The following is a 20,531-nucleotide window of genomic DNA, read 5'->3' as shown; positions in this document are numbered from 1 at the left end:
GTCAATTAAGGTTCTTCAGAGTCTCTTATACGCGCTAGGCGCTCTTGCTCTTCAGCAAAGGCCTCTTTGATCTCAAGCAGAACCGAATCAACATCAGCGGCTTCTCCACTCTCTTCAAATAGCCCTGTAAGCTCAGTATCGGGGGCTAAATCGCCCTCTTCATAGAGTGCCCAGATCTCTTTCGCATACTGTGTATTTAAGAGTTCAGGCGCGAACTGTCCGTAATAGCTACGCATATTATTAACATCGCGCTCGAGCATCCATTGAGCATGATTATTTGCGGCAGCGTCTACCGCCTGAGGTAGATCGATAATGACAGGACCATAGGAATCCACCAACACATTAAATTCAGATAGGTCGCCATGAACCAATCCGGCACAGAGCATTCTAACAATATCGCGAATGACAACCGCATGATCGGCTATAGCTTGTTCAGCCGACATTGCCACATCATTAAGACGCGGCGCAACTTCACCATTATCGTCCGTTACTAATTCCATCAGCAGCACACCATCGAAACAGCCATAAGGCTCAGGCACTCTTACCCCAGCAGCAGCTAGGCGGTACAATGCATCGACTTCAGCATTGTGCCAAAGGGCTTCCTGCTGATCTCGACCAAACTTAGAACCTTTCTCCATGGCGCGCGCACGGCGACTATTCCGTACTTTTCGGCCTTCTTGGTACTGCACGGCTTGCTTAAAGCTTCGTTTCGCCGCTTCTTTATACACTTTCGCGCAGCGGATCTCTGATCCACAACGTACCACGTACACTACCGCCTCTTTTCCACTCATTAATTGTCTAAGAACGTCATCGACTAGACCATCATCAACAAGTGGTTGTATTCTTTTAGGGATTTTCATGGTGCCCTTATACATGGATTAGAGTACATATGAAACTATATGAAATAAAAAGAAGCAATTTTATCTGCTGATCTTTTTAACTAGAGTATTCGTTAAACGCCTACTGACGCGCAATTATTGTTTCAGATAAGATACAACCTGATCTCCTTTCTATTTAAAGGCTTATTTATGGCACAAGCAGGCCCACTGATTGACACCCTAAAGCGCGAGTTAAAAGCACAAGGAAAAACCTATGTGGATGTTGCTAAGGTTCTAGAACTGAGTGAAGCATCAGTAAAACGGCTCTTTGCGGACAAAAACTTTACCTTAGAACGCTTAGAACACATTTGCGATATGCTAAATATCGAGCTATCCGAATTAGTACAAAGAATGAGTAAAGCGCAACATCAACTCATACAACTAACCCGAGACCAGGAAAAGGAGATCGCTAACGATTTAACCCTTCTGCTAATCACGGTAAGCGTTATAAGCGGGATGTCTTATGACGATATTATCTATACATATAATATCCCTGAAACGACATGTATTCAGAAATTAGCACAGCTTGATCGATTAAAAATTATAGATCTACTACCCAACAATAGAGTCAAACTTCTAGTCGCCCCTAATTTTCATTGGCTACCAAACGGACCCATACAGCAGTTCTTTCAGGAGAAGGTAGAACAAGACTTTTTCAGCTCTCGTTTTGATAAAGCTAACGAAAAATTGATCGTCACTAATGCGATCCTTACCGATAGCTCTAATGCCCGCTTACAAAAGAAAATGGAGCGCTTAGCCGCCGAGTTTAATGAACTGATGCAAGAGGATCATGCAGCACCAAGCCAGCAAAAAAATGGCACAACTATGGTTTTAGCCATTCGCCAGTGGCAGTACTCTCTATTTAAGAAAATGAGTAAGTAAATATCCCTTATAAAAATAGAAAACGGTTAGCGCTAACCTTGTTCAACAAAACGCTACTGGAAGAAAGGTGTATCTAGGAATACACTTACAAAATCAGTTAAGTATAAGTTAATTATACTTATTGTAGGCTCTGGCCGTTTTTAATATCGACATGGAAAGTATTTTTTATGTTAATGGAGTTTGATATTGCGTTCCTGTAATCATAAAGTTGAGCTCAATGACCGATTAGAGCTTCTCTATCGGAGTTCTTATGCAGGCTTTCTGATAATGCTAGCTGCTGCTTCAGGCTTAGTTTTTTGGTTTGATTCAACAAGCCATGCATATGTAAGACTAGGCTGGTGGGTAGCTATATTGTTATTGATGCTATGGCGACTATTCTACAGTTACACGTGGTGTGTTAAGTCAAAACAAGGCGAACTAGGGACATCCAGCGATCTCTTACGATTCCGCATAGGCGCATTACTTACCGCTTCACTCTGGGCCTTTTATTGTATTTATTTTTATTCTGATTCTGACCTTTATCAACTTTGTATATCAATGGTCATTGTTGCAACGCTAGCAGGAGGCGCATCCACTGTTTTGTCCGGGGATCTTCTTCTTGCCACCCTCTACCCGCAAATTTTACTCGTCCCTTATTCACTACTATTAGTTTTATCAGGTACATCTGAGCACCAACTGCTTGGAGTTTTAGGCTTAATCTTCGCAGGCATTATATTCTTTACTGCGCATAAAGCGGCTCGATTCACTTTAGACTCCATCAGGCTTAGGTACCAACACACTCTACTGCTAAAAAATATGCAAAGTGAAGTTGAATCAAGAACGGACAAAATAATTGAATTAAGTCAGCTAGACTCACTCACTAAGCTCTTAAACCGACCCGCCTTTATCGAAGCAGCAAGTAAGCAAATAAAACACACAGCTAAAAACAAACATCTATCTGTTTTTTTTATTGATTTAGATAGTTTTAAACCAGTGAATGATAATTTTGGACATCATGTAGGCGATACTCTTCTTAAACAATTGGCCTCACGTTTAAAAGAAAATTTTGGAACTAATGCCTTAATCTGCCGTTGGGGTGGCGATGAATTTATCATCCTTTCTAAAACAACTAACAAAAAACAAGTCGAGATTATTGCCAATAAAATCAATACCCTGATTGAATCTACCTTTATATTTGATGGGTATAAAATTGACTTAAAGGCATCTATTGGCGTATCTATTTATCCCAACCATAGTCAATCTATCGAGGAATTGATCTCTTTCGCCGATGTATCAATGTATGAAAATAAACATACACAAAAAACGGACTATGTGCTTTTTAGCAAAGATCTAGCAGAGAAGGTACAACGCGACTTTGCACTCTCTTCCGCTATCAGAAGAGTAGTGCCTTTAACCTTGTGTATCAACCTATCATTGATACTAGAAATGGTGAATGCCACGCTGTGGAGGCCTTGCTGCGCTGGGAACATAAAGGAAAAGCGATTCCCCCTGATGTGTTTATCCCTTTAGCAGAAAAACATGGCGCTATTCGAGAGATTGGCTATTGGGTGCTTGAGAAAGCGATACAACAGCAAAAATTAATGATGCAAGATGGCTTAAATATAAAAATCTGTATCAATGTCTCTATCGTTCAATTTGAAGATGCTGAGTTTGTAAACACCGTTAGGAATATGATAGATAAGTACCAAGTTGATACTAACCTCTTCCATATTGAGATTACAGAATCAGTGTTCTCTAGTGATAAGCCAAAGCTTTTACAGGCTATAAAACAGCTACAAACCTTAGGTTTTTTTATCTCCGTCGATGACTTTGGAACCGGCTATTCATCATTATCAGTTATTCAAGATCTAGCGGTAAACATTGTTAAGATTGACCGCTCCTTCGTCAACAAACTAGATTCAAATGGAGCGGCTATTATTAAAGCAGTAATGCTAATGGCCAATGAACTTAACTATAAAGTTGTTGCTGAAGGTGTAGAAACAGTTGAGCAAAAAAACAAACTAAAAACGCTTGGCGTTCACTATTTACAAGGCTATTTATTTAGCAAACCCCAAAACTATATGGATCTCACAAATCAAGTTGGCGCCTCCTTTCAATCCATTGCTGAAACCACATCAATGCAATAAGCGTCTTACTAACCAAAAACAAGTTCTGGTATTGAAATATAATACCTAAAGTTCAACATCTCGTAACTTTACATAGTAAGGTATTAGCTAAAAACAAATTCCATCAATCTTTCCCTCGTTCATTCACGAGGGAAACATAATGACTCACTTAACAACACACAAAACAGCACTCTTAACAGCGTTAGGTCTAAGCTTTGCTCTAAGCTCATCCCTATTCTATTCACCTTCCATAGAAGCTGCGGGCTTACTCAAACCAAACAATGCAAATTACACTGACTTACAGATCAAAGAACACCACGTTAATGTTGTTATCGAAGATATGTATGCAACGACAACTATTGAACAAACCTTTCATAACCCCAACGCAAACGATTTAGAGGCAATCTATTCGTTTCCTGTGCCAGAAAAAGCGGCTGTTGGCGAGTTCAGCTACTGGATAGATGGTAAACCGGTCACTGGCGAAGTCGTCGAAAAGCAACAAGCGCGACAGATTTATGAACAACAGAAAGCACAAGGCAATGAAACAGCTCTTGTGGAAAAAGATAAGTATAAAACTTTTGATATATCCGTTTTTCCAGTTAAAGCAAACCAAGACGTAAAAATAAAACTGGTCTATCTACAAAACACTCAAACCGACACGGGTATAGGTCGTTATGTTTATCCACTTGAAGATGGCGGTGTAGATGTAGAAAAACAAAGCTTTTGGAGCCGCAATGAAACCGTTGAAGAAGCGTTTACCTTTAATGTAAAACTACGTACAAGCTATCCAGTTGATGGACTGCGTATGCCTCAACATCCAAATGCCCAACTACAACAAGTCGCTCCTTATGAATGGCAAGCTGCGCTCATGAACCAGACCGCCACACAGGTACAAAATATCTCACCGGATTTAGAAACACCGGACACAGATACGCCTACGAGTTTAGACCTTAACGGTGAAGCAGATACAAAAGCACTTAACCAACCAACAACACTGACCCAATTAAATAAAGATATTCTTCTCTACTGGAGGCAAGCTGAGGGGCTTCCGGCCAGCGTCGACATGATTAGCTATAAAGAGGCTAATAATAGTAAAGGTACTTTTAAGCTAACTTTAACACCGGGCACTGATCTGCCTCTTGTTACACAAGGACGTGACTGGGTCTTCGTCTTAGACATATCGGGTTCAATGCAAGGTAAATTCTCAAGTCTAGTAGAAGGAGTACGTCAGGGATTGGGACAGCTACCGCCTCAAGATCGTTTTAAAGTCGTTCTCTTTAATAATCAGGCACAGAATTTCACTCAAGGTTATCAACCCGCAGATAAACAGAGCATTAAGCGCGTTATGACCCAGCTTGATAATGTACAACCCGGAAATGGCACCAACCTATATGCAGGATTAAAAAATGGCATTGATCAACTAGATTCCGACCGTAGCACTGCGATTATCCTTGTTACTGACGGTGTTGCTAACGTTGGTGAAACTGAGAAATCAAAATTCCTTAATCTCCTAGAAAAACGTGATGCGCGCTTATTTACCTTTATTATGGGTAATAGTGCCAACCGCCCTCTACTAGAGGAGATGACACGGGTATCTAATGGTTTCGCTATGTCGATCTCTAATGCTGACGACATTATGGGCCAATTAATGCTGGCAAAGGGCAAAATGTCTCATGCAGCTATGCGTGATGTCAGCCTAAAAGTATCAGGCGTACGTAGTAAAGAGATCGTAAAACCTCGTTTAGCGAACACCCTTTATCATGGTCAGCAGTTAACTGTCTTTGGTCACTATTATCAGCCAGGCGAAGCAGAAATCACATTAACAGGTACTGTTAATGGCAAAGAGAAGAGCTATAAAACACGTTTTATGCTTCCAGAACAATCCACTCTGCATCCAGAACTCGAACGTTTATGGGCTTATGCAGCAATTGAGGAACTACAAGCAAAGATTGATTATTTAGGAACAGATAAAGACGCCAAACAAGCGATAACGGATACGGCTATTGAGTATGGTTTAGTAACAGATTACACCTCAATGATTGTTGTACGAGATGAGGTATTTAAAGCATTAAACATTCAACGTAATAACCAGCAACGGGTGGAGAAAGAACAGAAAGCCCGCGAGCTACGTGCACACCAACCCGTTACAGCACAGCAAAACCGCGTTGATCAACAGCAGCCTATGTTTATTGACTCCTCCTCGGCTCAACCCAACCAAAGTCAGCAGCGTGCATCCGTATCGCCTAGCCGCTCTGGATCCGGAGGTGGTGCCATATCCCCTTGGTTGGTTATCTTGATGGCCGCGAGTATTGCATTAGTTCAATTAAGTCGCTCTCATTCAAACCGCTCTAAAGACGTTTAATAGCAAGGTATGATGATTATGCGTTCCTTATTTAACGACACATTCACAGCCTCCCCAAGGGGGGGGCTTTCGCCTCATAAAGGCTCCATCCCCTATGTAACTCTTATAGCCTGCGCAATAATGTTGATGTTAGGTGTTCTACCCAACAGCTTAGTTGGGCTTCACTCATTAAGTTTTGATTACGGCGCCATTATCGAACAACAACAGTATTGGCGGCTGATAACCGGCCATTTAATACACAGCTCGTGGAACCACCTGTTATGGGATTTAACAACCTTTACTGTTGCCGCATTTTATCTCGAAAAGCAAAGCCCTAAGCTTTTAATATACGGAATAGTTGTCTCCGTTACTGTGTTAGATCTGTACCTACTTTCACCTCTTTCAAGTCTTGAAAGCTATGCAGGAATCTCAGGTGTTCTATATACAGTGATCACCCTCGCCGCTCTGTTTTGGTATAAAAAAGAACCCTCCTTACTGGGCCTTGTTCCTTTGCTTATGATTCTAATTAAAACCGTATTAGAACTCACTGCGCAAAACGCTCTATTTGTCACTGAGGGCTGGAGTCTCTATCCACCCGCTCATTTAATTGGCGCAGCAATTGGCATCACACTATGGTGCATATATCGGCGAAAAAAATCCGCAGCATAAGGACTAAAGAGAGGAACAGTATTTCACTTAGGGGAAGCGTTTACGCTCAGAAAAAAAGGTCGGTAAGTCTAAATATAATGTACTTTAGAAAGCCCGCTTGGCGGAAGGTTACTCGATGAGCAATCCTCCTTAAACCAAGCGGCAATCTTTACTTTTCGTTATTGGCTAAGAAAAACCACGTATCTAACACTGAATCTGGATTTAAGGAAATTGTATCAATCCCCTGTTCCATCAACCAACGTGCAAGATCAGGATGATCTGATGGGCCTTGGCCGCAAATACCGATGTATTTACCTTGCTTTTTACAAGCAGAGATCGCCATAGAGAGCAGCTTTTTAACCGCTTCATCTCGTTCATCAAAAAGATGGGCAATAACGCCAGAATCTCGATCGAGACCTAATGTTAATTGAGTCAGATCATTTGACCCTATAGAGAAACCATCAAAATGCTCTAAAAACTCGTCAGCCAACAAAGCATTGGAAGGTATCTCGCACATCATTATGACACGTAAGCCATTTTCGCCTCGTTTGAGGCCATTAGCTGCAAGAAGATCAACCACTTGCCTAGCCTCTCCTGGGGTGCGCACAAATGGGATCATCACTTCCACATTGGTTAGCTGCATCTCATCACGAACACGCTTAAGCGCCCGGCATTCTAGCTCAAAGCAATCACGAAATGATTCTGATATATAGCGCGTAGCCCCACGAAACCCTAACATAGGGTTTTCTTCGTTTGGCTCATACATATCACCGCCAATTAGGTGTCCGTATTCATTAGACTTAAAGTCCGACATACGCACTATCACTTTCTTAGGATAGAAAGCCGCTGCCAAGGTAGATATACCCTCAACTAGACGGTCAACATAAAAATCGACGGGGCTTTTATAACCAGAGATACGACGTTTAATCGTTTGTTGTAATGAAGGGGCTTGCTGATCAAAGTTCAACAAGGCTTTAGGGTGTATACCAATCATGCGATTGATAATAAATTCCAACCTAGCAAGGCCGACTCCGGCACTAGGTAACGCCTGAAAATCAAACGCCCTATCTGGATTGCCAACATTCATCATAATCTGAAAAGGTAACTCAGGCATAGATTCGACACTATTAGATTGATGCTCGTAATCTAACTTGCCTTCATAAACTCGCCCCGTATCACCTTCTGCACAAGATACAGTAACAAGCTGACCATTCACGAACTGTTCTGTTGCATCACCACACCCAACAATTGCAGGAATACCTAGTTCACGGGCAATAATCGCCGCATGACAAGTACGTCCACCACGGTTGGTAATGATTGCAGCGGCGCGTTTCATCACAGGTTCCCAGTCAGGGTCTGTCATATCCGTAACAAGTACTTCACCAGGTTGTACCTTATCCATTTCGCTAAGGTCATAAACGATACGGACTTTGCCGGAGCCAATTCGGTGGCCAATAGAGCGCCCCTCAACTAAAACTCGGCTTGTTTCTTTCAGCAAGTAGCGTTCAATCACAGCCTGATTACTGCGGCTCTTCACCGTTTCAGGGCGTGCTTGTACAACAAATATTTCGCCTGTATCTCCATCTTTCGCCCATTCAATATCCATAGGACGCCCATAATGGGATTCTATTTCTAAAGCAATCTTAGCAAGCGTTTCCACATCTCCATCATCAACAGAAAAACTACAGCGCTCTTCTGGACTAACCTGGACAGTAGAAACGGGGTTCTCAGAACCGGGTTCGGAATAAACCATCTTGATCGCTTTAGAACCTATAGTTCGACGAATAATCGCAGGCGCACCCATTTTAAGCGTAGGTTTGTAAACATAGAATTCATCGGGGTTTACTGCACCTTGCACAACCGTTTCACCTAATCCATAGGCAGCAGTAATAAAGACCACATGGTTAAAACCTGACTCAGTATCTAAAGTAAACATAACACCTGAAGCACCGGTTTCACTTCTAACCATCCTCTGAACACCGGCTGATAGCGCCACTTCGCTATGCTCAAAACCGTGATGAACGCGATAAGAGATAGCCCGATCGTTGTACAGCGAGGCAAACACCTCTTTTATCGAGGCTTTAATATCCTCAAGTCCGCGAACATTAAGAAAGGTTTCCTGCTGGCCAGCAAAGGATGCATCGGGAAGATCTTCCGCCGTTGCAGAGGAACGAACAGCGACCGCAATATCTTCGCCATTAGACATTTCGGCCCAAGCGGCTTCAATCGCGCTATTAAGTTGCGGTTGAAACTCAGCACCCATAATTAAGGCGCGAATTGTTTTTCCTGCCTCTTTAAGATCTTGGATATTATTCGTATCCAGCTGCTCTAGTTTATCTTTAATTTGGTCTTCTAAACCGCCATAAGTTAAAAAATCTTTATAGGCAAGTGCGGTGGTTGCAAAGCCGTTCGGGACTTTAACATTTGCTCCCGCCAGCTCTTGCAACATCTCCCCCAGAGAAGCGTTTTTACCACCCACATTCTCTACATCATCCATACCTACCTGATCAAGGCGCAGTACATAGTTCTGCAACGGTCTATCTCCTACTCGGCTGTCGTAACTGTTCATCAAACTCATACAGATCTATCAGCATTAAATTCTGCTGACTTTGCTCTACTTATTATAATGTGATTAAACGTTGATAAGAGCGCTAATCTGACGTTGATCTTACTTGAGTGAAAACAAAAAATCCTTACCAACCCAAGTTTAAATGATTTAAAACAGGCAAAAATAGCAGAGTCCTAATGCATTGACAGACTTAAAACTCTATTTAAGACGTTTTTCAGATCTATTTAAGTCTGATCAACCCCATCTATTTTAGCCAATCTGTTATAGTGCTCACTCTATTGTCCGCTATATTTATAAACCAATGATGAAACGAACAGCTTTTTTTATCTCTGATGGCACAGGTATTACCTCTGAAGCTTTAGGACACAGTCTTTTAGCCCAATTCGATAGCATTGAGTTTGAACAGATAACACTCCCTTACATAGATACCCCCGAAAAAGCGCAAGAAGCCGTGTCCCGTATCAATAATGCGGCTACGAAAGATGGTACAAGACCTCTTATTTTCGATACAGTAGTCAATGAAGATATTCGCGCCATTATTTCTGAATCTGTCGCATTCAAAATTGATGTTTTCTCAAGCTTTTTAAAGCCTCTCGAAAGCGAACTCAATGCCCGCTCAAATTACTCTGTCGGTAAATCCCACGGTATTGTTGAACAGACGCGTTACAAAGATAGAATTGATTCCGTCAACTTCGCAATAGACAATGACGATGGTGCCAGAACACGCCAATATGCAAATGCAGATATTATTTTAGTGGGTGTATCTCGGTGCGGTAAAACCCCCACTTGCCTTTATATGGCGATGCAGTTTGGCATCAAAGCGGCCAACTACCCTCTCACAGAAGAAGACTTAGAATTCAATAAGTTGCCAGACGTTCTTGAAAAACATAAACATAAACTCTACGGCTTAACAATTGACTCATTTCAGTTAGCAGCAATACGGCATGAGCGCCGCGCTAACAGTAAGTACGCTTCTCTAGATCAGTGTGATTTTGAAGTACGTGAAGTAGAGAAGCTATTTAAGAAACTTAATATTCCCAGTATCAATACAACTAACTTCTCTATAGAAGAGATATCCACCCGAATTATGGCGCAAGTAGGGCTCAATCGCAGGATGAATTAGTTCTGCGTTGAAGCGCCTTTTAACTGCCGTACTAAGCCTCGAAACTTTTCGGCTTGATGCTCTTTATTTGGAAGATCATCGAGCGCTTTAGCCATCAGCTCATATGCAGGTACAAGCTCCTGATAATCAGGAAAATCCCGGTGTAAACCATTCAGTAACTTCACAACAAAAAGGGATTTACCCGAATCAAAGCACCCTAAGGCGAGTTGATAACGCACTTCAGGTGATGCCGGTACATATTGCTTATCGAGCAGCAAAATACGCTGATAAACCGTTGTTAATAGATTATCCCGGCCATGGCTTTTTAAAATCGTTAAATAATCGACTAAAAGATTATCAATCTCCTTAATTCTCTTTATGCCACAAAGAAAATCAAAGAAACGGCTATAAAAATCATAATCATTGGTGATTGTTTTAGTCCCTTGCTTAAACGTGGCCAGCCCCCCTTCAAAATCCCCCTCTTTCGTAAGAACATCAACTTTAGACAAAATTCTGTTTTTCTCAGAACGCAGGTCTGAAGGTGTTGATGAATCTAAACGGCTAGCAAAACCTAATGATTTTTGTTTCTGAAAAATGAGATAGCCCATTAAGTGGAATATCACTATCAGATAATAGTAAGAGACGATACTCTGTAAAACCGCCGAGAAAAAATAGAATTGCTCGTCTAATATCTCATGCAAGGTACCAACCGAAGCCATCATGATCGTAATAAATAATAGTAAGAGCACATAAGCACTACCTAGCGTCACAACCAATCGTCCGATCTCAATGGGGTTAATCGCGGGGCCTATATCCTCAAACCGCGCATAGTTAATAAAAACAGCAGGCAAACAGACTATCCAAAAGATCAAAAATAAGACGGCAACAAGGCCCCCAAAGACTCTTTCAACACCTGAAATCATTAAACTGATAACAATCAATATCACAATAATATGCCATATGATTTTAAAGCCCCCGGAAAATGCTTCATTCATATCAGGTGCTCTAAGCTGCCCCATTGTCGTGCCTTGTAAGCACAAAAAGCTATATTTGGTTGTGATAGCTGTAATTGCGAGCGATATACAAAAACCCATTATCCCGCCAATAAATGCACCTATAGAGGTTAGAACCGATGCAATCATGATCAATAATATAGTTTGCTTATTCATTGGATATTGAAAAGCACTATCCAATCTCCGCCAGAAAGGTGCGATGTCGGCAGAACCTAAACTATCAACCTCACCCCCACAGACAAAACAGCGTGGCTCGGGGTATTCAGGATCATCATCAATACAGTAATCGCATAAACTGATCTGACAATGTTCACAATGATAGGTTGCTGCAGTTAGTGGATGGTATTTGCAATACTCCATATTGCATTTAACTCCTACAAGCGGTTGTTAAACCGATAAAAAACTCGGCGTATTAAATCACCCATATCACTTAATGAGTCATCCTAGCTCTATAACATTTAATATCTACGGCATCGTTCATAGATCTCAACAGCCGCTTTTTCATATTTTACTTTTTTGGCTTCATGCTCTCGCTCGCCAAAGCCGATGGAAAGCTTTCTTGCAAAGTGGCTCAAAGTCTCATTTTTGATCCCGTTAGAATAAAGATAAATAAAAATCTGCTCAGAGGTCATTAGGCTAGGTAAGGCAGACAAACGCCAGCCTAACTGAAGAACCTCATCATTAGACATGCTCTGTTTTAGGCTTTCATTATTTAACCAAAGTGTCTCCACCCTTTCCAACTGGTTAATACTGAGTTTTTCCATATTCAGTAGTCTGATAAGTGCCGCTTCCTGCGCTGGATCTTCACGTCCTTTTAATATTGAGTATTTCAATTTCAGGAGGTCAAAATCTTCACCATAAGTATCAATAAACTCATCTAACGCTTTTAAAGCCGTATCAAAAGAGAAACGGCCTAAGGCTTTATAAATTTTGTCTAAATCTCTCTGCTTTGAAGACTCAACCTCATCCTCTGCCAGATATTCCTCATCCAACATTTTTGGATCGACCAGCAACACTGTCAATATCAAGATCGCCCCACTAACAAAGCCTCCTGTATGAGCCATAAAGGCAACATTGGAGTCCGTATAAGTGAAATAGTTATAGAGTTCGTTCGCTATATAAAGCGGGAGTACAAGTAGTGCTGGGGCTCGAATAAAGCCAACAAAAACAAAAAACCAGTAAAAAAACTCTATTTTCCTAAAACGAAACACACCTAAATACATAGCCATCACTCCGGAAATAGCTCCGGAAGCACCCACCAGCGCATTTGGACTGTATTGATTAACCATGACAAATAGAACGCCACCAGCGATACCAGAGACAAGGTAAAAAAGAAGAAAGCGAAAATGTCCTATAGCGGCTTCAACAGCAAAACCAAAAATAACGAGAAAAAACATATTCCCAAATAAATGCATAGGACTACCATGCAAAAATTGATAGGTAACTAACTCAGCAAGACCAAGATCTTTAGGCTTTAAACCGAAACCATAAAGGGCTGTTGATTCAAATTCATCATGTATTTGCTGTCTATCTGTCCAATAGTCCCCTTTTTTAGGTTCTTGGAAACTAACCCAGTGGGCATTTAAATAGTCTAGAAACTTAAAATCGCTAAGGATATAAAAACTAAGCTGCTGGCGATGGCCTTGGTTATAAAGCGTTTGGTAATCAGTAATAATATCTTCAGGAACATCATTACTTTGTAGATAATCAAGATAGACAGGCCATTCTGTTTCAAAGTATTCCAACCTGTCATAACGATCTAAAGCACCTTGAAGCTCCTTTTCATCTTCGCCTTGATAGACAAAGAAAATAATCACATTGGTGAGCACCAAAATGAACAGCATGATTGGAGGACGTTTCCAATCAAATCGTTTTTCCGTTGGTATAATGACCATAACGCGACAGATCCATCCTCTGATCTACAGTTAACATTTATCTTATTATCAGCCTTTAGGAAAGACTAGCACGGTTAAAAGCTTATGCCTGCCTTTCTATGAAAATTAATCAAAAACAGAGAGTTAGAAGATTTACTCAAAACTAATTAAATCCTAACTGACATAAGTTAAGCCTATATCGCTGATAAGATACCCCATCGAACAATGGGGCATATAGCCTGTAAGCAGTGGTTTATTTATAACGATTATCTTAACCTGCTAACCACAGATAAAGACTCAAGGCTTAGCAAATTTCACAAGCTCAGCTTTATGAAAGTGCACTTCGTTTCCACCTATAATGGCACTGCCATGTATAACGTTTTTATCAAAATTAATCAGCAAGGTGACGTAATCACCGTAGCCTTTCTCAAACCAGGAGGCAAAATAAAGATTATCTTCCACCTCCATTGCTTGATATGGAAAAGGTCCCCACCAAACATCCGGTTTTGAGCCTGTCAGATAGCGGTAGCTAACCCCCTTCTCTTCAAACTTCACATTATATGAACGGCCACTCGAGTACATATACGTGATTTGAGTTCCATTAAGAATTCGAGTCGTTTCAGAAGCGTCCCCATAAGTATTTCCAACCGCGAACAGTAAACAAAAGAATGGTAAAACGAGTGAATAGAAACGGTTTTCCTTTTTCATAATAGTTACCATTTTAGACTTGGATTAGATCTCAGATTGAGATTACAGAACAACGATCGGGTCGCTTAGCCAACAGCTGATGCATTATTCTGTTTAGACGAGCTAAAGCAATACATCGGCATCGTTGTACTAGTTTGTTAATGCTGACTGTTTGAGTACTTTATCAAAAGGCGCTATGAATAGCGCCTCTAAGCGTTGTAAAGGCTTAGAGGTGCTGTTTTTTTTAAGGTTAAAACCCTTAATCGTCATCATCAGAGGCATCATCATCCGATATAGAAGGAATACTCGCCAAGGTATAGCAATTTATTTTACGATTTACTTTATCTTGGTAACGCTTCCAAGTCCGCTCATGGAGAGATTCTGCGTCTTTATCACCTTGGCAGAATGCCATAAACGCTTGTTCTTGATCACATAAAGGAGCACGTGCGCCTGATGCTAATTCAATATAAGCATAACCGTGATTCTCTATTAACTGGGCTTGCTCACGCGTGAACTCACCACTGCGTGCAAAACCGTAAGGAAAGTTTTTAGGATCTCTAAAGCGTTTATCTGACTTGAAAGCGTCATCAAGTTGCATCTACATGCCCCCCAAATCTATAAAGTAATATCGCTGACAATAGAAAAATCGAGTGGTTATCTTTAATCTTGAGGAGAGATTTTGATGCTAACAGCCTATTTTCAAAAGCTTTAACACACCACCGATCAGTTTTTTGCGATAATAATCCTAAAAGATGACAAATAGAAGTATTTAAAGAAGCAAAATATTGAGGTTTTTATTTCCAACCTTGCAGCCATCGAGTTTGGTCTTTCAACTCATTAAAATCCATAAAGAATTGTTGTTTATTGATCACCGCTTCTAGAACACAAGCGACAACCTGCTGTTCCAACTCATCCTTAACAAGCTCAGTGATAATAAAGTGTTTCCTTTTCTCAAACGGCTTAACCGCTGTCCACTTAGAAAGCAGTAGTTTATTAGGATTAAATTGATTCATTTGATAAATTCTGCCCAATTAATAACGAAGGTTATAACCACAAATATTATCAATCCTCTAGCCTAGATCAGCATTAAGGTACGTTTAAATACTTACTGGTACTCTTCAATACTGCACCTACGTTCAGCTGCATAATCAATTATAGGTTGAGGTCGTTGGCCCAAATCAGAAGGCAAAGCATCACCCAATAGATCAGTATTCATATTGCTGTCATCTGGATGATCCAAGTCCAACCACTGCTTGGTATAAAGGCCTTTTGCATCAAAACGATCAGCTTGTCGCATTGGATTAAAAATCCTAAAATAAGGCGCTGCATCAGCACCAACAGATGCACTCCACTGCCAACCACCTAAATTAGAAGCAAAATCAGCATCAATTAAATGCTGCATAAAAAAACGCGCCCCTAAACGCCAATCTTGACGCAGTAGTTTTGTTAAAAAAGAAGCCGTTATCATTCTCACACGATTATGCATCCATCCTGTTTCTAATAACTGCTTCATCCCTGCGTCGACAATATCAAAGCCAGTTTCCCCGTTGCACCAAGCCTCAAATTTAGCTTGATCATGCTGCCAAGCTATCTTCTTTTCTATATCAGGTTTAAAGGGTTTCCAACGGTTCATTTCAGGAAAAAGAATTAAAAGATGACGATAGAACTCTCGCCAAATAAGCTCAGTAACCCATTGGCTGTAGAACCAATCAGGATCATCTGAATAAGCTTGCACACCTGCAATACACTGCCTTGCGGAAAGTACACCCACACTTAAATAAGGTGAAAGTGAGGAGGTTCCCGTTTGCGCAGGAAAGTCCCTTAACTGGCTATAATCGGTGAACTGATCTAACACAAACTGCTGTAGCTTCCGATGCGCACTTTCTGTACCTGCTGGCCAGATCTGTTTGTTCCAATCAGCTCCAAGCCTTAGGCCATAACCTATATCCTCTGGAATATTATCTGATTCAATAACAGTGGATAACAAAGGCTGAGGTGCAGGTAAAGGCCCCTGTTCACTCAATATAAATTGTTGTCGCCACGCCTTGCTGAACGGTGTGAAGACTTTATAAGGCAGGCCTTGTTGATTAAGCACAGATCCAGCTGGAAGCACGAGATCCGCTTCATAACGGTGACAACCTATTCCTTGCTGGTGAAAAAGTTGCTCTACCTGCTGATCTCGTTGCTGCTCATATTCTGGTGCTTCATCGTTAAAATAGAGAGCTGCTACATTATATTGTTTAGCTAATCTAAGTAGCTGCTGTGGAATCTCTTGATTAGTCTCTGCATGAATAAGCTTTAACGGAATATTAAGCCCAGCCAACTCATCTTTTAATGAATGGAGATTAGCTAACCAAAACTGAACTCGACTCTTAGATTCATCTTGCAGCATCCACTGTTTAGATGAAATCGCAGCAACAGCAATAATACCCATTTCAGCGCTATTTGCGCTCTGAGCAACATGTTCACATGCACTATAAAGAGCACGATGGTCACGGGTCCGAAGGTCATTTCTGAACCAAACTAGTTTTATATTTTTCACGACATCTCAATAAAAAAGTTTAAACGCAGCTCTTAAGCCAGTTCCATAGGAAGGAACCCTGTTAGATATAATTTCTTAATCCAAGTTCATGGGGATAAGGATCAAGATAAGCTTGGGATTTAATATAATCAGAGCCATGACGTTTTAAATAATGTTTAAGTAATGCCAAAGGAACAACTAAATGTACTTTATTGGTTCTATATTGCTCAATCGCTTCCAATAGATCCTGTTTGGTTTCGGCATCAATCTCTTTTTTGAGGTAGCCCATAATATGCATAAGCACATTGGTATGACTTTTACGATCCGCTTTTTTGGTCAGATAGGTCATCAAATCAAGAATATATTTTTGCACAACCACATCTATAGGTTGTTTACATGCCTCATCCGCTAAGTACTTACCCAACTGCTTATAGCCCTCATAACTATGCGCCATTAACTGATACTTATGACGGCTATGGAACTGAATAATTTTATGCAAGCTAGGGTCACTCATAACCTCCTGCTGCCAGTTAGAGTAAACAAAGACCCGCGTAATAAAATTTTCACGCAGTACTGCATCATTTAAACGACCATCCTCTTCCACCGGTAAGGCTGGATTATGCTTCATTAATCTTGCCGCATAAGCGCCGCTACCGGATACATTAGGCATCCCGTTTTCATGGTAAACCTTGACTCTCTCCATGCCACAACTAGGCGAGCCCTGCATTAATATATAACCACAAAGATCTTTCTCTGTACTGCTCACTTGATCAGCATAAGCCGTAAGCCGATCAGTCACATCAAGTGTAGGATCCTTAACCCCAACAACACGTGGAGCCTCAGCACTTCCGACTAAACGTATAGGTTCACGGGGAGTACTCAACCCTATGGCAACTTCCGGACAAAAAGGTTTTAGATCGAAACATTCACTCAATACATTTAAGCAATACTTAGAGCGCTTATGACCACCGTCATAGCGAACTTTGTGCCCAAGAAGACAAGCACTAACACCGACAGGAATTGAGAGTTTAAGCTCACTAGTTTCCATTCCAATACCCTCTAAATACTTAATTATTCGGCTCAAAGACTATTTAAAAACCGGTCATCGGCTGAACAATCTTTCCTAGTAATGTACTAAATTTAAGTGGCGCATCCGTCGCAATTAAACAGATACAATCCACATCACTATCCACCAGCGGCTGATGCTCCACTTCACTGTCAAGATCGGCGATATCACCTACTGTAAAGCGGCCAATTTCATCAGAAAAAGACCCCTGCAATATTAAGGTTAGTTCATTACCATCATGACTGTGAGGTAACATAGCTTTGCCTGGGGCAATCCGTAGCAATCGTGATACACCGCCCCGCTCGCTTTTACAGGGAAGATCATGAAAATACACACCTGGGACTATTCGTTTCCATTCAACATTTGCCAATGAACCACCAATATAATCCCCTAAAGCTGTTGGGATATCTTTATCACTGTAATCTTTATGAGGCCTATTTATATCAGGACGATCCAACAGCATCGCCTCTATATCAGATTCCTCATCAATACTGGCTAATAGCTTCTGTAGTGAATCCTCAGCGACCTTTGCTGGTGGTAAAGCATCTAATAAAGCACCTCCCATTGCTTCAGAGTGAGCTAATCGTTCACGACACTGGGGGCACATAGAGAGATGACAAGCGGTCACTAAAGCCATTGCTTGGGACATTGAGCCCGCGGCATAGCTAACTAATGTTGCTTCATCAACATGATGCTTAATATTCATACACCATCCCTCCACATAGTTTTTAACTTTTCAGATGCCAACCTAATTCTTGATTTGACGCTACCTAAAGGCACGCCTAGACGATCAGAGATATCTGCGTGAGATCGCCCTTCAAAAAAAGACATATAGATAACCTGTGCTTGATTTTCCGGTAAAGTGTTAATCGCACTATTCATCCTTTCAGAGACAACCCCTTGCTCACATGGGTTATCCTGATGGTCTGGCTCTTCTTGCCACTCTTCCAGATCATATTCTGGATATTTCTGCTTACGCATTAAGTCGATACTTTTGTTTCTAGCCAAGGTGAATATCCAAGTGCTCGCGGCTGCTTTACTACTATTGTAAAGATGAGATTTACGCCAAACAGCGAGCATGGTCTCCTGCATTAACTCTTCTGCAACTGTATCCACAAGTCCTAAACGTATAAGGTAAGATTTAACTCTTGGCGCAAAATGCCGAAACAACGCTATATACAGCGTTTTATCTTTACTCTCCGCTAAACGAGATAACATCTCGTTCCAATCGGGATCTGCACCGCTTAGGCGGTTTGACATCGATGGCATAGCTACAACATTTTCCACATCTTCACCTGGTGGTTTATTTTCCATACTATCCCTTACGATACCTTACAAAGATTGGATCACACCAAACCGTATAACTGAAAATATATGCATAGTACATGATCTTTTTTTCTTCACCCTGCGTAACAAGCGATGAATATATAATTAAATATGGATCATAAAATGAATATTGTCTCTATTCGTCCAAAAAGAATTGCAGTGATCGGTTCTGGTATTTCAGGACTAAGCTGTGCTTGGCTGTTAAACACAGCACACGATGTAACACTGTACGAAAAGGACGATAGACTAGGTGGGCACTCAAATACAGTCACTTGCGATATTCAAGGTACGCAGGTTGACGTAGATACAGGTTTCATTGTTTTTAACCCTCCAAATTACCCGAACCTAGTGAAGCTTTTTGAAACACTAAAAATCAATACCTGTGGAACGGACATGTCTTTCGCTGTATCTATAAACCAAGGTGCACTGGAATATTCTGGTACCGGTTTATCCGGTTTGCTCGCGCAAAAGCGCAATATGATAAAGCCTGGCTTTTGGCAAATGGTTCGTGAGTTGCTTAGATTTTATAACGATGCAAACACAATGTTAGCTCAGTCAGATATCAATGAACTGACATTAGGAGAGCTTTTACACCACCATAACTACGGTGATACTTTTATTTATAATCACCTACTACCTATGGGTGCCGCGATCTGGTCAATGCCTGTAGAAAAAATGTTAAACTACCCGGCCAGCAGTTTTCTCCGCTTCTGTAAAAATCATGGACTGACTCAGCTTAAAGATCGCCCTCAATGGAAAACAGTAGTCGGCGGAAGTCACTGCTATGTTAATAAAATAGCTGATTCCCTACAGAATAAAATCCGCTTAAATAGCCGTATTCATAAAGTTATTCGTTGTGACGATCATGTGATTATTGAAGATCTACACGGTAAACGGGAATACTACGATGATATAGTGCTAGCCTGTCATTCGGATCAAGCCCTCGCTTTATTAGAGGCGCCAACGGATGATGAGAAACGCTTACTTAACCACTTCCCATATCAGCGTAATAAAGCATATTTACATACAGATCCATCCTTAATGCCAAAACGTAAAGCGGTTTGGTCAAGCTGGAACTACATCGCCACTGGACAACGGGATCAATCTCAAGAGGTATCAGTAACTTATTGGATGAACCAATTACAACCGCTTAACACTGAACTGCCTCTGTTTCTTTCACTTAACCCGCTAAAAGATCCTCAAGATGGAAGTATCATTCGAACCTTCTTTTATGACCATCCTGAGTTTTCTCAAGGTGCTCTTAATATGCAAAAAGAGTTATGGCAACTACAAGGCAAAAAGCGAACTTGGTTTTGTGGTGCTTACTTTGGCTATGGTTTCCATGAGGACGGGTTGCAAGCGGGTCTCGCCGTAGCTGAACAGCTTGGCGGTATACCTAGACCTTGGACACTCGAAGACAAAAATAGTCGTATTTTTGTTAGCAAACCACAAAGTAGAGAAACAGCCCCAGCTGAACAGGTTAAAGCCCATGGTTAAACTAAGCTCTTGCCTCTATCAA

General features: G+C 41.1%; 18 protein-coding genes. 7 read left to right on the top strand and 11 right to left on the bottom strand.

Annotated elements, in window-relative coordinates:
- Positions 1–5: 5 nt before the first annotated feature.
- Positions 6–860 (bottom strand): PA4780 family RIO1-like protein kinase, encoded by an 855-nt coding sequence (locus tag ACOQOE_RS09905; RefSeq protein ID WP_067864888.1) that lies wholly within the window; start codon positions 858–860, stop codon positions 6–8.
- A gap of 168 nt (positions 861–1,028) precedes the next feature.
- Between ACOQOE_RS09905 and ACOQOE_RS09900 the strand changes: the two genes are divergently transcribed.
- The 5 genes from ACOQOE_RS09900 (at position 1,029) to rrtA (ending at position 6,875) form a co-directional block, all read left to right on the top strand.
- Positions 1,029–1,760 (top strand): helix-turn-helix domain-containing protein, encoded by a 732-nt coding sequence (locus tag ACOQOE_RS09900; protein WP_420553891.1) that lies wholly within the window; start codon positions 1,029–1,031, stop codon positions 1,758–1,760.
- Between the two features lie 267 nt (positions 1,761–2,027).
- A complete protein-coding gene (locus ACOQOE_RS09895; RefSeq protein ID WP_420553890.1) occupies positions 2,028–3,269 on the top strand; it encodes a diguanylate cyclase domain-containing protein in 1,242 nt (413 codons plus the stop codon).
- Entirely contained in the window at positions 3,158–3,886 is a 729-nt protein-coding gene (locus ACOQOE_RS09890) for an EAL domain-containing protein (protein ID WP_420553889.1), read from the top strand. The genes ACOQOE_RS09895 and ACOQOE_RS09890 overlap by 112 nt, the downstream gene beginning before the upstream one ends.
- A 139-nt stretch (positions 3,887–4,025) precedes the next feature.
- A complete protein-coding gene (locus ACOQOE_RS09885; RefSeq protein WP_420553888.1) occupies positions 4,026–6,227 on the top strand; it encodes a VIT and vWA domain-containing protein in 2,202 nt (733 codons plus the stop codon).
- A gap of 18 nt (positions 6,228–6,245) precedes the next feature.
- A complete protein-coding gene (gene rrtA, locus ACOQOE_RS09880; RefSeq protein ID WP_420553887.1) occupies positions 6,246–6,875 on the top strand; it encodes a rhombosortase in 630 nt (209 codons plus the stop codon).
- A 148-nt stretch (positions 6,876–7,023) separates the two neighbouring features.
- Here the strand turns inward: rrtA and ppsA are convergent, their stop codons facing one another.
- Positions 7,024–9,387, bottom strand: coding sequence for a phosphoenolpyruvate synthase (gene ppsA / locus ACOQOE_RS09875; RefSeq protein WP_067864909.1), 2,364 nt, complete (start codon positions 9,385–9,387; stop codon positions 7,024–7,026).
- A gap of 340 nt (positions 9,388–9,727) precedes the next feature.
- Here ppsA and ppsR point away from each other — a divergent pair, with 340 nt between their 5' ends.
- Positions 9,728–10,546: a pyruvate, water dikinase regulatory protein gene (gene ppsR, locus ACOQOE_RS09870; protein ID WP_067864992.1), complete on the top strand. Its 819-nt coding sequence runs from the start codon at positions 9,728–9,730 to the stop codon at positions 10,544–10,546.
- On the opposite strand, the gene ACOQOE_RS09865 is transcribed toward ppsR, so the two are convergent.
- From ACOQOE_RS09865 to ACOQOE_RS09825, 9 genes are all read right to left on the bottom strand, one after another.
- Entirely contained in the window at positions 10,543–11,898 is a 1,356-nt protein-coding gene (locus ACOQOE_RS09865) for a B-box zinc finger protein (protein WP_067864910.1), read from the bottom strand. The two genes, ppsR and ACOQOE_RS09865, sit on opposite strands and share 4 nt — an antisense overlap.
- Before the next feature lie 98 nt (positions 11,899–11,996).
- Complete coding sequence (locus ACOQOE_RS09860) at positions 11,997–13,433, bottom strand: rhomboid family intramembrane serine protease (RefSeq protein ID WP_420553886.1); 1,437 nt, start codon at positions 13,431–13,433, stop codon at positions 11,997–11,999.
- Positions 13,434–13,709: 276 nt separating this feature from the next.
- Positions 13,710–14,120, bottom strand: a complete 411-nt coding sequence (locus ACOQOE_RS09855) for a phenolic acid decarboxylase (RefSeq protein WP_420553885.1) — start codon at positions 14,118–14,120, stop codon at positions 13,710–13,712.
- A gap of 238 nt (positions 14,121–14,358) precedes the next feature.
- Entirely contained in the window at positions 14,359–14,697 is a 339-nt protein-coding gene (gene maoP, locus ACOQOE_RS09850; RefSeq protein ID WP_420553884.1) for a DUF413 domain-containing protein, read from the bottom strand.
- A 196-nt stretch (positions 14,698–14,893) separates the two neighbouring features.
- Positions 14,894–15,112 carry a TIGR02450 family Trp-rich protein gene (locus ACOQOE_RS09845; RefSeq protein ID WP_067864923.1) on the bottom strand — a complete coding sequence of 73 codons (219 nt, stop codon included), beginning with the start codon at positions 15,110–15,112 and terminating at the stop codon, positions 14,894–14,896.
- 92 nt (positions 15,113–15,204) lie between these two features.
- A complete protein-coding gene (locus ACOQOE_RS09840; RefSeq protein ID WP_420553883.1) occupies positions 15,205–16,641 on the bottom strand; it encodes a cryptochrome/photolyase family protein in 1,437 nt (478 codons plus the stop codon).
- A gap of 61 nt (positions 16,642–16,702) precedes the next feature.
- On the bottom strand, positions 16,703–17,668 hold the full coding sequence (locus ACOQOE_RS09835; protein ID WP_420553882.1) for a YbgA family protein: 966 nt from the start codon (positions 17,666–17,668) through the stop codon (positions 16,703–16,705).
- A 43-nt stretch (positions 17,669–17,711) separates the two neighbouring features.
- On the bottom strand, positions 17,712–18,392 hold the full coding sequence (locus ACOQOE_RS09830; RefSeq protein WP_067864925.1) for a ChrR family anti-sigma-E factor: 681 nt from the start codon (positions 18,390–18,392) through the stop codon (positions 17,712–17,714).
- The gene (locus ACOQOE_RS09825; protein WP_420553881.1) at positions 18,389–19,000 is read right to left on the bottom strand and encodes a sigma-70 family RNA polymerase sigma factor; all 612 of its coding nucleotides are present in this window, start codon (positions 18,998–19,000) and stop codon (positions 18,389–18,391) included. The genes ACOQOE_RS09830 and ACOQOE_RS09825 overlap by 4 nt, the downstream gene beginning before the upstream one ends.
- 135 nt (positions 19,001–19,135) lie before the next feature.
- Here ACOQOE_RS09825 and ACOQOE_RS09820 point away from each other — a divergent pair, with 135 nt between their 5' ends.
- The gene (locus tag ACOQOE_RS09820; protein WP_420553880.1) at positions 19,136–20,509 is read left to right on the top strand and encodes an NAD(P)/FAD-dependent oxidoreductase; all 1,374 of its coding nucleotides are present in this window, start codon (positions 19,136–19,138) and stop codon (positions 20,507–20,509) included.
- Positions 20,510–20,531 lie beyond the last annotated feature (22 nt).

The organism is Neptuniibacter marinus (genome assembly GCF_965223595.1).
Lineage (GTDB): Bacteria > Pseudomonadota > Gammaproteobacteria > Pseudomonadales > Balneatricaceae > Neptuniibacter > Neptuniibacter marinus.
Note: the sequence above shows the minus strand (reverse complement) of the source record. Positions and strands in the feature narration are given on the sequence as shown.

Excerpts from the sequence above, each read along its gene's own strand:
- ACOQOE_RS09830 (WP_067864925.1), bottom strand. The coding sequence starts at position 18,392 with ATGAATATTAAGCATCATGTTGATGAAGCAACATTAGTTAGCTATGCC.
- ACOQOE_RS09820 (WP_420553880.1), top strand. The coding sequence starts at position 19,136 with ATGAATATTGTCTCTATTCGTCCAAAAAGAATTGCAGTGATCGGTTCT.
- ACOQOE_RS09885 (WP_420553888.1), top strand. The coding sequence starts at position 4,026 with ATGACTCACTTAACAACACACAAAACAGCACTCTTAACAGCGTTAGGT.
- ACOQOE_RS09905 (WP_067864888.1), bottom strand. The coding sequence starts at position 860 with ATGAAAATCCCTAAAAGAATACAACCACTTGTTGATGATGGTCTAGTC.
- ACOQOE_RS09845 (WP_067864923.1), bottom strand. The coding sequence starts at position 15,112 with ATGAATCAATTTAATCCTAATAAACTACTGCTTTCTAAGTGGACAGCG.
- ACOQOE_RS09895 (WP_420553890.1), top strand. The coding sequence starts at position 2,028 with ATGCTAGCTGCTGCTTCAGGCTTAGTTTTTTGGTTTGATTCAACAAGC.
- ACOQOE_RS09835 (WP_420553882.1), bottom strand. The coding sequence starts at position 17,668 with ATGGAAACTAGTGAGCTTAAACTCTCAATTCCTGTCGGTGTTAGTGCT.
- maoP (WP_420553884.1), bottom strand. The coding sequence starts at position 14,697 with ATGCAACTTGATGACGCTTTCAAGTCAGATAAACGCTTTAGAGATCCT.
- ACOQOE_RS09900 (WP_420553891.1), top strand. The coding sequence starts at position 1,029 with ATGGCACAAGCAGGCCCACTGATTGACACCCTAAAGCGCGAGTTAAAA.
- ACOQOE_RS09865 (WP_067864910.1), bottom strand. The coding sequence starts at position 11,898 with ATGGAGTATTGCAAATACCATCCACTAACTGCAGCAACCTATCATTGT.
- ACOQOE_RS09825 (WP_420553881.1), bottom strand. The coding sequence starts at position 19,000 with ATGGAAAATAAACCACCAGGTGAAGATGTGGAAAATGTTGTAGCTATG.
- ACOQOE_RS09860 (WP_420553886.1), bottom strand. The coding sequence starts at position 13,433 with ATGGTCATTATACCAACGGAAAAACGATTTGATTGGAAACGTCCTCCA.
- rrtA (WP_420553887.1), top strand. The coding sequence starts at position 6,246 with ATGCGTTCCTTATTTAACGACACATTCACAGCCTCCCCAAGGGGGGGG.
- ppsR (WP_067864992.1), top strand. The coding sequence starts at position 9,728 with ATGAAACGAACAGCTTTTTTTATCTCTGATGGCACAGGTATTACCTCT.
- ACOQOE_RS09855 (WP_420553885.1), bottom strand. The coding sequence starts at position 14,120 with ATGAAAAAGGAAAACCGTTTCTATTCACTCGTTTTACCATTCTTTTGT.